The organism is Chishuiella changwenlii (assembly GCF_900142565.1).
In the GTDB taxonomy this organism is placed as follows: Bacteria; Bacteroidota; Bacteroidia; order Flavobacteriales; family Weeksellaceae; genus Empedobacter; species Empedobacter changwenlii.
The window spans coordinates 157673-172459 of the sequence record NZ_FRBH01000004.1 but is presented as its reverse complement, the minus strand read 5'-3'; the positions used below and the strand labels follow the sequence as shown (position 1 = coordinate 172459).

The window sequence follows — 14787 nt, the reverse complement described above, 5'->3', positions numbered from 1 at the left end:
ATTATAAAGTTTAGAAATCGTACTTTTGCAGACTATTAAATAAAAAGAAGAAATATGCAATCAAATTTTGTTGACTACGTAAAGATTAATTGTAGAGCCGGACATGGAGGAGCGGGTTCAGCAAGTTTGCATCGCGAAAAATATATAGATAAAGGAGGTCCAGATGGAGGAGACGGAGGAAGAGGAGGTCATATAATCCTTATCGGAAGTGTAAATCTTTGGACTTTATTAGAGTTTCGTTTTAAAAAACATTTTAGAGCTCAGCACGGAGGTAGAGGAGGAAAATCTCGTTCTACTGGTGCAGATGGTGATGATATTATTTTATTAGTTCCAATTGGAACAATCGCGAGAGACGAAGAAGGAGAAATTATTGGAGAGATTACAGCAGATGGTCAACAATTAATTATTGCTAAAGGAGGAAAAGGAGGTCTAGGTAACTGGCATTTCCGTTCTGCAACTCGTCAAACACCTCGTTATGCTCAACCAGGTATAGAAGGAGAAGAAGGACAAATTACTTTAGAGCTTAAAATTTTAGCCGATGTTGGTTTAGTTGGTTTTCCTAATGCAGGTAAATCTACATTACTTTCTGCCGTTTCGGCAGCAAAACCAAAGATTGCTGATTATGCCTTTACAACACTAACTCCAAATTTAGGGATTGTAGATTATCGTAATCATCAGTCATTTATTATGGCAGATATTCCTGGAATTATAGAAGGAGCTGCAGAAGGAAAAGGACTTGGACATCGTTTCTTACGTCATATAGAGCGTAACTCGAATTTATTATTCTTAATTCCTGCTGATACAGAGGATTATGCAAAAGAATATTCAATTTTATTGAATGAATTACAAAAGTTTAATCCAGAATTGTTAGATAAAGGTAGAATTTTAGCTATTTCTAAATCAGATATGTTAGATGATGAATTAGAAGCAGAAATAAAATCACAATTACCAACAGATGTTGAGACAATTTTTATTTCTTCAGTTTCTGGAAAAGGAATTACAGAATTAAAAGATTTAATCTGGAAAAAATTACACGAATAATTAATAACTAAAGATAAATAAAATGTTTGGAAATTTTGGAGACATCATGGGAATGATGGGGAAAATTAATTCATTTAAAGATAAATTCTCAGACCTAAAAACTGAATTGGACAGTGAATTTTTTACAACAATATCTAATGATGGTAAAGTAAAAATAACAATGTCTAAATTAGCTACAGTAAAGGATATTCAGTTAGCTGATGGTATGGAGAAAGAAGAAATAGAAGATTTATTAGTGATGACTTTAAATAAAGCTTTAGAACAGGTAAAAACTGAAGCGATTGATAAAGCAAAAAAGACTGCACAGGAAAATTTACCTAACATTCCTGGAATGCCTTTTTAAATATTCAATTTTAATAACATTAACTTTAAATATTTAAAGTTTTATCCATAGAAAAAGCCTTCATAATTACAATTATGAAGGCTTTTTTATTAAAGTTTATATTACTTAAACCTACTTATGCATTATTTAATAATAATTTTAGAAGTAGTTTCTCCATTTACAGAAGTAATTTTTACTAAGTAAACGCCAGAAGATAGTTTAGTACTAACTTGCTTTTTATAATTTCCTGTAGAAGAATCTGTAGCTGTATATACAACACGACCATTTAAGTCTACAATTTCTACTGATACTTTACCAGCTACTTTTTGCTCTATTGTAAAGTTTCCATTAGAAGGGTTAGGATATATATTAAACTTTTCTGCCTCTAGTTCTTTTGTAGCTAATTTTTCTTCACTTGAAAATTTCTTTACAGCTAAGAAAATGTTATCTACAGCTTCTATCATAACATACCCATTTGTAATATTTTTAGCATTTGAAGGCATTGGGAAACTCGCAGTACCGTTATTATCAACAATACCTAACTCTTCAAACGTTTTTCCAGCATCCCATGAAACAGATACTTTTACTTTGGCAGTTCCAATAGGAGCAACGTTTGTAGTACCAACATCCCATTTTACGTCAAAAGTAGAACCACTTGTATATATTTTTTCCTCACTATTTGGTGAAGTTACTTTAAATGGAGTTGTGTTTGCATCTACAACCACTCTTACTTGTGCATAATCATTCTGAGGACCTTCTGGATTATGATCTCTTGCTGTAACTGTAAAATCGAACGTTCTACCAACAGTTGTTAAAGATTCCCAAACAGTATTCGAACCTTGTGTTTGAGTTAGTTTATCATTCAAAATACTTTCAAAATTAGGAAAGTATCTGTAAGTTTCTTTAACTGGTTGAAAAGAACGGAAGTTAGGCCCGATAGTTTTGGTACTTCTAACTCTACTATTTGTTCCAGTAGTAGTATTAGTTCCTGTATTATTCTGCTCCCAATTAATTAAGGTGTTATCATTTTCATTATCTAAAACTTTTGCGTCTAATTTAAATGCTGTTGCTGTAGGAATAGTATAAGTTGTTTTAGCTAATTCAATTTTAGGTGCAGTATTTAAAATAGGACGAGATATACCACAAGCTTTAGTACTCAAATTATCTTGAACTTGTTTAAGACTTACATAAGCAAAATAATCATCGGAATGATTTTGTACATCAAAATCTGTTATACCAGCATAGCCCATAATTGTAGATCCACTACCAGGCTCTACTTGTACACCAGTATCTTCCCATTCATCAGAGAAAGTATGATTAGCTCCTATTTGATGACCTATTTCATGTGCTACAAAATCAATATCGAAAGTATCACCCATAGGAGAACCACTTCCAGGAGAAGTATAACCACTTCCTTTTCCTAAAGGAAAATCTGTATCACAAATGCAACCAATACAACCTGCATTTCCGCCGCCACCTCTGTGACCAAATAAATGACCTATATCATAATTTGACTCACCAAAATTATCGCGTAAATTTCTTTGTAATTCAACACTCCAAACACTTGCATAACGATATTGACTATCTCTCGTTAACCCTTTTGTGTAATTAGAATATGGATCTGTATTAGCATCTAAATAAATAAGGCTTTCTATGTTGTCTGCAAATACAAAATTAACAGCCATTTCTTTTTCAAAAACACCATTTACACGAGTCATTGTATTGTTCATCGCTTCAAGAGCTTTTTCTACTGTTCCTCCAAATACTTGACTATATTCACCTGTAACTGATAAAGCTAAACGATATGTTTTAAATTGTTGAGCACTAAGTTTAGCCGTTTTATTACCTTCTACATCAACTTTATTTATATCATTGTGTAGCTCAGGTGTTGAACAGTTGAATGTATTTTTGGTACTTTTCTGATGAATTTCAAAATAGTTTCCACTTGTAGAATATGTTTCTAAAAACTCTGAAACATCATTTGTTCTAAAAATTGTAGAACTTATTCCAGAAGGTCCCGTACTAAAGCGAATATAAGAAGAGGGATCTGCTAAACTTTTTCCTACATAAGAACGTAAATTAGGATATTTTGCTTGATCTTTTGTAGAAAAATTAGAAGCTTCCCAAATTTCAAATCTTTCAAGATTTCCACTTGTATTTGGCATAATGATAACTGTTCCAACTCCTCCTTTATCTCGAGATGTAGCGTTAACTAATTTATCATCTAATGTTTTACGATCTAGTTTAAAAATTTTTTGATTTCTTTTATCCTTATACTCAGATTTAGCTGTAGGATAAGCTTCGGATTCCGTTACTAACTTCCAATTTTGCCCAAAAACGGAACCTGAAGATAGTAAAATGAATAAATAGAATATATTTTTTCTCATAAGCGTTTAATTTTAGGCAAAACTATTTTAAAAAAAACAGTTAAACAATGAAAAAACAATAATTATTTATAATCAATCTAATTTAGGTTCTTTTTTGATTGTAAATCAGTGTTGTAAATAAGCGTTATCCAACATTAAGCTTATGTAAAAAATAATAGATATTTGATTATCAATTAATAAAAATTATGAATGAGAAGAATCTTTATCTTCAATATTATGATTGTTTTCTAAAGACTCTATATATTCATTTTTTAGTTGTTCATGCTCCTGATACATTTGCCAAAGTTGTTCTTCTCTAGGATCATAATAATTCTCTTGCTCCCATTTAGGCTGTTCTTTCTGTGGACCAATTCTTCTAAATAAATAAGCAAAAAATACTCCAGTGATAAAACCACTTAAATGACCTTCCCATGAAATAGGATTATTACCAACATCTGATTTTAATTGAGGAAGAATTTCTTGAGGTACCATTCCCCAAATCATACCTCCATATAGTAAGATAATAACAAGAGAAATTGCCATTAAACCTCTTTCTTTTCTAATAATTCCACTAAAAAAAATAAAAGAAGCTAATAAATATACAATAGAGCTAGCTCCGATATGACAACTTGCAATTTCATCTAAGAAAGGAGGATTTCCAATTAACCAAAGAATCATTCCAGAAATTATCCAACCAAAGAAAATAACATAATAGGCCAATCTACCATACATTAATAAAGCTAAGAAACTAAGAAAAGCTAATGGAATAGAGTTACTAATGATGTGTTTCCAACCTGAATGAAATAAGGGAGAAAAAAGAATTCCTTTCAATCCGACAAAAGTTCTTGGAATAACACCATAGCAACCATTTGTTTCGTAACCATTTATTTGGAATAGAAAAATTACCCACATTGGAAGGAGTAATAGAAGAGGAATAATAATTGTTTTTTTTGGAAATGGAAAATTCATAAAAATAGATTTATTGAAAATAATCATTTCAATCTTTATTCCTTTTCAAAAAATATGACAAAAGTGGTTTGTTGTGAAATTTAGAAACGAGTCATTAATTCTTTTGCAAGTAATTTCCAATCCGTCCATTTTACACCTAGTTTATTATTTTGTATAGCAATTTTATGCTGATAATTTAAATGTCGAATAATTTCTTTATAGGCTTTAACTATATTATAATCAGGATCATAAATAATTGTTGCTTCAGAATTTGCACCATTAACTTCTAGTATGACAAAATTTCCGTTTTTAAAATCTTCTAAACTTTTAGCTTTTAAATCTATTCTACCATAATAAAAACCATCAATTTTTTTAGAGATAGTATTAATTCTTTCTTCCAATAATTTTGTTTTGAGATGAGAACTATCTAAAAAAGTTGTTCCTCTTATATGGTTACCGATAGGTTCAGCTAGAATGGTTTGTTTTTCTGCAAGAACGTATTTTAATTCTTTTCTAAACTTCTTTAATAAGTAATCTTTTCGATAGTAAGCTCTAGGATTCTGATGAATTAGTTCCTCTATAGTTGATTTTCCATCACCAGTAAATGATAAAAAATCTTTTGCAGTGATAGAGATAATTTTACCATTTTCCTCATTTGGTAAACGAACATAAAAAACACCAAATTCTAAAGGGAAATCGACATATTCTTGTAAAATTAAATCCGTATTATTTTGTTTTAAGTAATTTTTCCAATCATTATCATCTCTAATCAATTCTACATTAAATCCTCTTTCGCCAACATTAGGCTTAACAATAAATGGAAATTCGAAAGGAATATTTTGCGAAACAAACTTTTCAAAAAAATAAGTTTTAGGCTTATAAACCTCATCAATCTGATTTAGTAAATCAATCTTAGGATAATTAATAAATCCACCCCATTTCATACCAGGATTTGTAGCGCAAAAATAGGCTGGTGCTCCCGCTTTAAAAATTTTATAGATGTACCAAGGCGTTAACGGACCGTATAATAACCAAAATGGCCAAAACTCATAACGTGTCCACTTTTCTATTCTTGGATTCATTGTTTATGATTGAAATAATTATTAATGATAAAAGCCAAATATACTTTGGGTTTTGATAGTTTGGAAGTAAATCTTGAAAAGAATTTCTAATTCTTAAATGAATAAAATCATCATAAAATTTATAATCATTAAAAATATATGGTTTAAAAATTCTATCTTAGAGGTAGGTTTGAGCCAATTTATGGTTGACATTAGATTTTATAAATTTCTTGAATGTTATGAATTCTTTAAGATTTGATATGAAATAATGTCAGTTGTTTTCAAATTAGTAGACAATATTTGTTTATTTTAAGGAATCATCAAATCAATTCGGACAAAGGCATAGTTTGTGCTATATTAAAGAAGAATAATTATATTTATTAAAGATTAAAACAGCTTAAATAATATGAACGATAATTTCTCACAACAAGTAAAGGACGTTATTTCTTACAGTAAGGAAGAAGCGTTGAGATTAGGTCACAATCAAATTGGAACAGAACACCTTCTGTTGGGAATTATCCGCGATGGAGAAGGAAAAGCTATTTCTGTTCTTGAAGCATTACAAGTAGACTTGGATGAAATGCGTCAAAAAATAGAAAACTTAAATCCACCGAAGGAAACTGAAGGTAATCATATTAAAAATTTGAGTTTGACAAAACAAGCTGAAAGAGCGTTAAAAACAACATTCTTAGAGGCAAAGTTATTTAAAAGCCCAACAGTTAATACTATACATCTTTTATTATGCATTCTTCGTAATGAAAATGATCCGATAACAAAATTGATGAACAAATTAGATATTGATTATAATACGGTAAAAGAAGAATTTCAATTTCAATTTCAGGATGAAGAAATTCATACACCACGTGCAGAAAATCCATCTTTTGATGGAGGTGATGCCGATAATGATTTCGAAAGAACTTCTTCTGCTAATAAATCAACATCTAAAAGTAGAACACCAGTTTTAGATAATTTTGGACGAGATTTAACGGCGATTGCACAAGAAGGAAAGTTAGATCCAGTTGTTGGTCGTGAAAAAGAAATAGAGCGTGTTTCTCAAATTCTTTCACGTCGTAAAAAGAACAATCCATTGTTAATTGGAGAACCAGGAGTTGGTAAATCTGCAATTGCAGAAGGGTTAGCTTTACGCATTGTTCAAAGAAAAGTTTCTCGTGTATTGTTTAATAAACGTGTTGTAACATTAGATTTAGCATCTTTAGTTGCTGGCACTAAATACAGAGGACAATTTGAAGAGCGTATGAAAGCAATTATGAACGAATTAGAAAAGAATGATGATATCATTTTATTTATTGATGAGTTACATACAATTGTAGGAGCAGGCGGAGCAACAGGTTCTTTAGATGCATCAAATATGTTTAAACCAGCATTGGCTCGTGGAGAGTTACAATGTGTTGGGGCAACAACATTAGATGAGTACCGTCAATACATAGAAAAAGATGGAGCATTAGTTCGTCGTTTTCAAAATGTAATGGTGGAGCCAACAACACCTGAAGAAACGTTACAAATTTTACATAACATAAAAGATAAATACGAAGCACACCATAATGTTAATTATACTGACGAAGCTTTACAAGCTTGTGTTAGCTTAACAACACGTTATATTACAGATCGTTTTTTACCAGATAAGGCAATTGATGCTTTAGATGAGGCAGGTTCTCGTGTTCATATTAAGAATATAAAAGTTCCACAAGAAATTTTAGATCTTGAAGCTAAACTTGAAGAAGTTAGAGAAGAGAAATCTAAAGTTGTGAAATCCCAGAAATATGAGGAAGCAGCTCGTTTACGTGATTCTGAAAAACAAATTGAGAATGATTTAAAACGTGCTCAAGCACAATGGATGCAAGAGTCTAAAGAAAATCGTGAAACTGTTACGGATGAAAATGTAGCTGAGGTTGTTTCGTTAATGTCTGGTGTACCTGTACATAGAGTTGCAGAAAAAGAGCTTAAAAAGCTAGCTCAGATGAGTGATTTAATGAAAGGAAAAGTTATTGGACAAGATGAAGCAGTTGCTAAGGTTGTAAAAGCTATTCAACGTAATCGTGCCGGATTAAAAGATCCTAACAAGCCAATTGGTTCATTTATTTTCTTAGGAACAACTGGAGTTGGTAAAACGCAGTTAGCGAAAATATTAGCAAAAGAAATTTTTGACTCTAATGATGCTCTTATTCGTATCGATATGTCAGAATATATGGAGAAATTTGCCGTATCTCGTTTAGTTGGGGCACCTCCGGGTTATGTTGGTTACGAAGAAGGTGGACAATTAACAGAAGCTGTTCGTCGTAAACCATATGCTGTAATTTTATTAGATGAGATAGAAAAAGCGCATCCAGATGTATTTAATATCTTATTACAAATTTTAGACGATGGTCACGTAACAGATAGTTTAGGTAGAAAAGTTGACTTCCGTAATACAATTATTATCTTAACATCTAATATTGGTACACGCCAATTAAAAGATTTTGGAGATGGTGTTGGATTTGGAACATCTGCGAAGAATGATTCTGCTGCTGATAGAGCAAAATCTACAATTGAAACTGCTTTGAAAAGAGCTTTTGCTCCAGAGTTTTTAAATCGTATTGATGATATTATTTTATTTAATTCTTTGAAAAAAGAAGATATTATGAAAATTATCGATATTGAGTTATCAAGCTTAAAAGAGCGTTTAACTGCTTTAAATTATCATTTAGAATTAACTGATGATGCGAAAAACTTTATAGCAGAAAAAGGTTTTGATAAAGATTACGGTGCTCGTCCATTAAAAAGAGCAATTCAGAAGTATATTGAAGATCCAATGGCAGAAGAAATAATAAATGCTGTAATTACAGAAGGAGATTCTTTATTATTAGAATTGAATAAAGAAAAAGATGGAGTAAAAATTACTGTTAAAGGAAAAACAGAAGAAGAAAAATCTTAGTAATTATAAATCAATACTATAGAAAAGGCTTAAGCAATTTATTGTTTAAGCCTTTTTATTTTGTTTAGTTTTAACCTACATTTGTGGCAGCAAGCCACTTTGTCGCTTTAATTTATTTAAAGAGGAAAGTCCGGGCTCCAAAGAGTAGCATAGCGGGTAACGCCCGTCCGTCGAGAGGCGAGGACAAGTGCAACAGAAAGTATGTACAGTTCGGCTGTAGTGAAACCAGGTAAACTCTATGCGGAGCAATGCCATGTATACCAGCAGTTAAGAGCTACTCGCTCGTTGCTGGGGGGTAGGCAGATTGATGTTTAGGGTAACTTAAATACTAGATAAATGACAAAGCATTACATTGTAATGACAGAACCCGGCTTATAGGCTTGCTATTTTCTTTTCTAGAAATAAACTAAAAAATTCTGTTGTGTTTGAACAGTTGTTCTTCTTTAGAATATTTCTTCTATGAGTGTCAACAGTATGTTTACTTATATTTAAGACTTCCCCAATATCTTGACTCGTATATCCTTTTATAAGATAATCAGCAATTTCTTTTTCTTTATTAGTAAGAATTATATGGTCGTTTTTCTGATTTAAGATATTATTTAAACCGTTTTTGATATTAAAAAGACTTAAAGTTGGTATACCTCCAATTTTTAATTGAGAGATATCTGTCATCACGCAAAGAAAGTTAATTGGTAGAAAATCTTTATTATGTTCAAGAAAGAAGTGCTGAACATGGATTTGCTTTATCGTTCCTTTAGAATCTCGCATGCGAAAATCATAATTAAACTTGTAGTTTGTTCTATTCTGAGGAATAATATTGTTGTTTATATTATAGATCTGCTGGTGAATAGAAATAACATAATCTAAATCTTCTGGGTGGACTAAGTTTAATGATAATTCTACTGTATACTCATCACTTTTGTATCCTAAAATACTTTCAGATTTAGGAGATACGTAATCGAATGTTCCAGATTTATGGTTAATGATAAAAATGAAACTTTCACCAATTGTTAAAGTGTCATAAATGTCCCTTACTTTATTTAGGTGATAAATACTTTCATTTATTGTATTTGAAGTTGAACTAGCCCCACACTCACTCCAAATTTTCCTTATTTGATTTACATAGTCACTTGATAATACTTTTTGCATAAAAATTTTTTTCTGGGGTAATAGAGAAAAAAGTATTAAATTATATTAAATATACTCATAATATACTCATTTATGAGTATGTGTTTATAATTTTAGTATAATATATTTGTAAAAATATGTTTTTAGGCTTAACCAACCTAGTAATCATGACCTATATTAGAGAAAAAAGAGCTCCGAAGAGCTCTTTCTTTTTTTATAATAAAGATTTTACTTTTTGTATAACGGCAGTCGAATCGATACCATATTTTTTCATTAAATCAAAAGGGCTACCTGACTCTCCAAATTTATCTTCAACAGCAACAAAAGCTTGTTTAGTAGGTAATTTTTGTGCTAAAACTCTTGCAACAGATTCACCTAATCCTCCTAAGATATTATGTTCTTCAGCTGTCACAATTTTTCCTGTTTTCTTTACAGAATTTAAGATAATTTCTTCGTCTAATGGTTTTATAGTATGAATGTTAATTACCTCACAAGAAATTCCTTCTTTTTCTAATTCTGCAGCAGCAATTAAAGATTCCCAAACTAAATGTCCAGTAGCAACAATTGTTACATCTGAACCTTCGTTCATTAAAATACCTTTACCAATTTCAAATTTTTGATCTGCTGGAGTAAAGATAGGAACAACAGGACGACCAAAACGTAAATAAACAGGACCGTCATATTCAGCAGCAGCAATTGTAGCAGCTTTTGTTTGATTATAATCACAAGGATTAATCACAACCATTCCTGGTAACATTTTCATTAATCCTATGTCTTCTAATGTTTGGTGTGTTGCACCATCCTCTCCTAATGTTAAACCAGCATGAGATGCAGCGATTTTTACATTTTTGTTTGAGTAAGCAATAGATTGACGTACTTGATCGTAAACACGAGCAGTTGCAAATTCTGCGAAAGTTCCTGCAAATGGAATCTTACCTCCAATTGTTAAACCAGCAGCAATTCCCATCATGTTTGCTTCCGCGATTCCTATTTGGAAAAAACGTTCTGGATTTTCTTTAATAAATTGATCCATTTTTAGAGAACCAATTAAATCCGCACATAATGCAACAACATTAGGATTTGTTCTTCCTAATTCTGTTAATGCATCTCCAAATCCGCTTCTTGTATCTTTTTTTTCTGTGTATGTTAAATCTATCATTGTTGTATTTTTTAAAGAGTAATCTTTATTTTTTTAATCTAAAGAGTTTAAGAAAGTTGTTAACTTCTCTTTATCATCTTTAGATATTTTGTCGTATTTATTGATAATGTCTAAAGCACTTTTTCGCATAGAGTTTATAGTCTCAACAAGGCCTACACTTCCGCTATTGTAAATGTATAAATCACAAACCTGACCAACATAATTGTGAAGATCTTTCTTCAGGTTTTTATCAGAAAATGTTGGAATGCTATTATTTAAATTTTTACAATGTTCAGGTGCTACTTTTAAAAAGTCTGAAACATCAGGATTATCAATTGCTAAATCAATAATATTTGTATCAGTAGTTTTGTACGTAGACTCGTAAGTATCATAATAATCAGCCAAAGAATTTGCAGCAACGGCAGCAGCAGCGTCTTCTATAGTTGTATTATTACCATAATTAGGATTAGCTTCTAATTTAAACTTTTTAGCATCATCAAAATACTTTTTGAAAATTTTATTTAATTCGTCTATTTCTTCTTTTGTAGCTAATTTACTTTTCTTGAATTGTTTTACTAATTGTTTTGTAGAAGATTCAGCAACTTTTAGAGCTGTATTTCTATCATAATCTGGTTTTCCATCATAGTCGCTGTCGTTGTAAACTAAACTATAATTTAATAAAGCAATGTTATTGAAAAGAGTATTAACATTATTATTTTCAGAAGTCTGATAAGAATAATAACTATTTATAGGGTCGTCGTAACGGTTATCTGGCGTATAGTAATCTGCTGCTATTGCAGAATCAGCATAAACAGAATCTACTGCAAAATTATTATTTGCCTCATATTCTTTTTTCTTATCTGCTAATTTTTTAGTAAAACTTTCAATTTCTTTTTTCTCATCAAAAGTTACTTTAGCATTTGCTTCCGCAGTTTTTTCTAATGTAATTCCATTAAAATCACCAGCATCCAATCTTATTAATAAACCTTTTAATTTAGCTTTTGGAAATAAGAAGCTTACGTTATCCAATTTACTTTTTTCATCTATACACAATGTAGATTTTGTTGTTTCTACTGTATTTTTAGATGTCATTTCATATTCATTACAAGCAAAACCATTGATGGTTGTTGAAGAATTTAAATTTTTAATTGATTCAAATTGTCCAAATAAATTATCTGTATAAGGTTTTAGACTTTCTTCAGGAATTCCTTCATAGTAATAAGGCGCTTTTATAGATAATGTATTTTCTAAAGAATTTGAATAAACATCAAAAAAACGATTGTTGTTGATGAAAAACGACTCTCTATTAAAGTTTCCTCCGCCAGTGTAACTTTCAAAACCTTCTGCAGTTCCTAATAAGGCATTTTTAGAAAGGTAATTAATAAAATAAATAGGTTCTTTTGTCGTGAATATCGAAGAATATTCATCGGGAACATTTATTTTATACGTTAATTTTTTATCGAAAGAATACGACGCTTCTTGCCCGAAAGTAGTTAGAGAGCACAGCGCTATAAGCGAAAAAAACAAATTTCTCATAGTTAGTTTATTAAGGAATTAATAATCCTTTAAATCAGTTTCAAGGTTTTGTCCTAAAGCATTTTCTAATTGCTCATCATTTGGAGCTTTTCCATGCCAAGAATGACTTCCCATCATATAATCTACACCATTACCCATTTCTGTATGTAACAAAATGGCAACTGGTTTTTCATTTCCTGTTAATGTTTTAGCTTTCTCTAAGATAGCGATAATTTTTTCTAAATCATTTCCATTCTCTTCTTCTAAAACAATCCATCCAAAAGCTTCTAATTTTGCTTTTAAATCTCCTAAAGGCAATACTTGATCTGTATCTCCATCAATCTGACGTCCGTTGTAATCTATTGTAGAAATAATGTTGTCTACTTTTTTACCAGCAGCATACATTAATGCTTCCCAAACTTGTCCTTCTTGTAATTCTCCATCACCGTGTAATGTGTAAACTAATTTATCGTCGTTGTTTAGTTTTTTTGCTTGTGCAGCACCTAAAGCAACAGATAAACCTTGACCAAGAGAACCAGAAGCAACTCTAATTCCTGGTAAACCTTCGTGAGTTGTTGGGTGACCTTGTAAACGAGAATCTAGTTTTCTGAAAGTAGCTAATTCGCTAACTGGGAAAAAACCAGAGCGAGCCAAAGTACTATAAAAAACTGGTGATATATGTCCGTTAGATAAAAAGAATAAATCTTCTCCTTTACCATCCATTGAGAAATCTGTAGAATACGTCATTATTTTACCATATAAAGCAGTAAAAAATTCTGCACATCCTAATGATCCACCTGGGTGACCACTATTTACGGCATGCACCATTCTCAAAATATCTCTTCGTGTTTGTTGTACTTGTGTTTGAAGTTCTTGAACTGTCATCTTTTATAAATAATTTCTGTAACAAAAATAACCTTTTTTTGTTCGCTAAAAAAATGAAGAATCATAAATAATAGTGATTTTTCTACAGTAGTAAAATGACCAATAAAAGTGTAATATAAACAAATAGTAATTTGATTAATGGAAAAATAAAAACCTTGTTGGATATTAATACAACAAGGTTTTCTTAAAATATAAAGTGTTTATATTTTTTTATCTTTTGAGTTTATTTAAAGCTTAAACTTCTTCTTTATTAATCCATTTTCCAACATTTGGAGCTTGATAATTGTGCATTTTATTTAATAAATCTTCAATGTTATCACTCACAATTAACATTTCTTGATTAACTTGTTTTAGAAAACCTTTATCTACCATTGTTTGTGTAAATGATAAAAGTTCATCATAAAAACCATTAATATTTAAAATGGCAATTGGTTTTTTATGTAAGCCAAGTTGAGCCCATGTAAGCATTTCAAAAAATTCTTCTAATGTACCAAAACCTCCAGGTAAAGTAATTACGCCATCAGATAGTTCATCCATTTTAGTTTTTCTTTGGTGCATAGTATCTACGACAATAAGTTCCGTAAGACCTTCATGTGCTATTTCAACATTTTTTAGAAATGTAGGTAAAACTCCAATCACTTTTCCGTTATTCTCTATAACACCATTTGCAACAGCTCCCATTAATCCAACATTAGCACCACCATAAACTAATTCAATGTTTTTATTTGCTAAAAACATACCTAGTTCATAAGCTTGCTCTTCATATATTTTTTCAGTTCCAAAACTAGAACCACAAAATACAGTCACTCTTTTCATAATTTCTTCTTTTTACAATTTTTGAATGGCAAAGATAAATGATTTAAGAACTTTACTCTTTATTATAAACTTCAATAAGTTTATGAATTGTATTTTCGGTCTGAATAATATCTAATAGAAGCATTTTTACAGTTTGTTTTTTATTTTTATCTTTTTCGTATAAGTTAGAATAAGCCATATTCAACAAGAATTCACTTTTATCTTTTAAAATCTCTTTTTGCTCTTCAATGTTAGAAAGTGTTGTGATTTTGTTGTAACTAATTAAATCAATTTTATAATTCGAAACAGATTTCCATGCACTTGTTTTTATTTGAGGAACACGAACTCCTCCAGCTTTTTTTATAACATCCATTACATTTAATTGATTATTGTTTGAATAAAATTCTAGAGAATCGACTAAAGATTTTTGCGAAGGAACTATTTCAAGAATACTTTCTTTAGAGTCTTTTAGTTCGCTGTCGATCGTATAAAACACTTGGTTAATATAAGCTTTGTCTTTTCTATCATTATTCCAATTATCAATAAAAAGAGCGATTAAAATACCAGCAATTACTGGAATTATTTCTTTAATAAATTGTATCGTATAATTGTAGAATTGTTTCTTCATTTTGTGTTTTTTAGTGTTAATTTGAGAG

Annotated in this window: 11 protein-coding genes, 1 other RNA gene and 1 pseudogene; 4 read left to right on the top strand and 9 right to left on the bottom strand. The window is 30.5% G+C overall.

Going from position 1 to position 14787, the window contains the following annotated elements; all coding sequences use genetic code 11:
• Positions 1-54: 54 nt before the first annotated feature.
• Both obgE and BUA86_RS05650 read left to right on the top strand, forming a co-directional pair.
• Positions 55-1041 carry a GTPase ObgE gene (gene obgE / locus BUA86_RS05655; RefSeq protein WP_072930666.1) on the top strand — a complete coding sequence of 329 codons (987 nt, stop codon included), beginning with the start codon at positions 55-57 and terminating at the stop codon, positions 1039-1041.
• 22 nt (positions 1042-1063) lie between these two features.
• Positions 1064-1384, top strand: coding sequence for a YbaB/EbfC family nucleoid-associated protein (locus BUA86_RS05650; RefSeq protein ID WP_072930664.1), 321 nt, complete (start codon positions 1064-1066; stop codon positions 1382-1384).
• A gap of 122 nt (positions 1385-1506) precedes the next feature.
• On the opposite strand, the gene BUA86_RS05645 is transcribed toward BUA86_RS05650, so the two are convergent.
• The 3 genes from BUA86_RS05645 to BUA86_RS05635 all read right to left on the bottom strand — a co-directional run bounded on the left by BUA86_RS05645 (position 1507) and on the right by BUA86_RS05635 (position 5759).
• Positions 1507-3750: a zinc-dependent metalloprotease gene (locus tag BUA86_RS05645; RefSeq protein ID WP_072930662.1), complete on the bottom strand. Its 2244-nt coding sequence runs from the start codon at positions 3748-3750 to the stop codon at positions 1507-1509.
• Between the two features lie 183 nt (positions 3751-3933).
• Positions 3934-4698: a rhomboid family intramembrane serine protease gene (locus tag BUA86_RS05640; RefSeq protein ID WP_229731739.1), complete on the bottom strand. Its 765-nt coding sequence runs from the start codon at positions 4696-4698 to the stop codon at positions 3934-3936.
• An 80-nt stretch (positions 4699-4778) separates the two neighbouring features.
• Positions 4779-5759: an ATP-grasp domain-containing protein gene (locus BUA86_RS05635; protein ID WP_072930660.1), complete on the bottom strand. Its 981-nt coding sequence runs from the start codon at positions 5757-5759 to the stop codon at positions 4779-4781.
• Between the two features lie 385 nt (positions 5760-6144).
• On the opposite strand from BUA86_RS05635, the gene BUA86_RS05630 reads away from it, so the two are divergent.
• Entirely contained in the window at positions 6145-8670 is a 2526-nt protein-coding gene (locus BUA86_RS05630) for an ATP-dependent Clp protease ATP-binding subunit (protein WP_072930658.1), read from the top strand.
• 86 nt (positions 8671-8756) lie between these two features.
• Positions 8757-9061: RNase P RNA component class A (gene rnpB / locus BUA86_RS05625), an RNA gene on the top strand.
• A gap of 32 nt (positions 9062-9093) precedes the next feature.
• Here rnpB and BUA86_RS16395 read toward each other — a convergent pair.
• The 6 genes and pseudogenes from BUA86_RS16395 to BUA86_RS05590 form a co-directional block, all read right to left on the bottom strand.
• Positions 9094-9819, bottom strand: a pseudogene (locus tag BUA86_RS16395) (LuxR C-terminal-related transcriptional regulator); the annotation flags it as partial.
• Between the two features lie 193 nt (positions 9820-10012).
• Positions 10013-10954, bottom strand: a complete 942-nt coding sequence (locus BUA86_RS05610) for a transketolase family protein (RefSeq protein ID WP_178300404.1) — start codon at positions 10952-10954, stop codon at positions 10013-10015.
• Between the two features lie 36 nt (positions 10955-10990).
• On the bottom strand, positions 10991-12472 hold the full coding sequence (locus tag BUA86_RS05605) for a hypothetical protein (protein WP_072930654.1): 1482 nt from the start codon (positions 12470-12472) through the stop codon (positions 10991-10993).
• Between the two features lie 18 nt (positions 12473-12490).
• On the bottom strand, positions 12491-13336 hold the full coding sequence (locus BUA86_RS05600) for a transketolase (protein ID WP_072930652.1): 846 nt from the start codon (positions 13334-13336) through the stop codon (positions 12491-12493).
• A gap of 234 nt (positions 13337-13570) precedes the next feature.
• Entirely contained in the window at positions 13571-14152 is a 582-nt protein-coding gene (locus BUA86_RS05595; protein ID WP_072930650.1) for an LOG family protein, read from the bottom strand.
• A gap of 52 nt (positions 14153-14204) precedes the next feature.
• A complete protein-coding gene (locus tag BUA86_RS05590; protein WP_072930648.1) occupies positions 14205-14759 on the bottom strand; it encodes a hypothetical protein in 555 nt (184 codons plus the stop codon).
• Positions 14760-14787 lie beyond the last annotated feature (28 nt).

Coding starts and splice junctions, on each gene's coding strand:
- BUA86_RS05630 (WP_072930658.1), top strand. CDS start 6,145: ATGAACGATAATTTCTCACAACAAGTAAAGGACGTTATTTCTTACAGT.
- obgE (WP_072930666.1), top strand. CDS start 55: ATGCAATCAAATTTTGTTGACTACGTAAAGATTAATTGTAGAGCCGGA.
- BUA86_RS05595 (WP_072930650.1), bottom strand. CDS start 14,152: ATGAAAAGAGTGACTGTATTTTGTGGTTCTAGTTTTGGAACTGAAAAA.
- BUA86_RS05605 (WP_072930654.1), bottom strand. CDS start 12,472: ATGAGAAATTTGTTTTTTTCGCTTATAGCGCTGTGCTCTCTAACTACT.
- BUA86_RS05645 (WP_072930662.1), bottom strand. CDS start 3,750: ATGAGAAAAAATATATTCTATTTATTCATTTTACTATCTTCAGGTTCC.
- BUA86_RS05635 (WP_072930660.1), bottom strand. CDS start 5,759: ATGAATCCAAGAATAGAAAAGTGGACACGTTATGAGTTTTGGCCATTT.
- BUA86_RS05650 (WP_072930664.1), top strand. CDS start 1,064: ATGTTTGGAAATTTTGGAGACATCATGGGAATGATGGGGAAAATTAAT.
- BUA86_RS05640 (WP_229731739.1), bottom strand. CDS start 4,698: ATGAATTTTCCATTTCCAAAAAAAACAATTATTATTCCTCTTCTATTA.
- BUA86_RS05590 (WP_072930648.1), bottom strand. CDS start 14,759: ATGAAGAAACAATTCTACAATTATACGATACAATTTATTAAAGAAATA.
- BUA86_RS05600 (WP_072930652.1), bottom strand. CDS start 13,336: ATGACAGTTCAAGAACTTCAAACACAAGTACAACAAACACGAAGAGAT.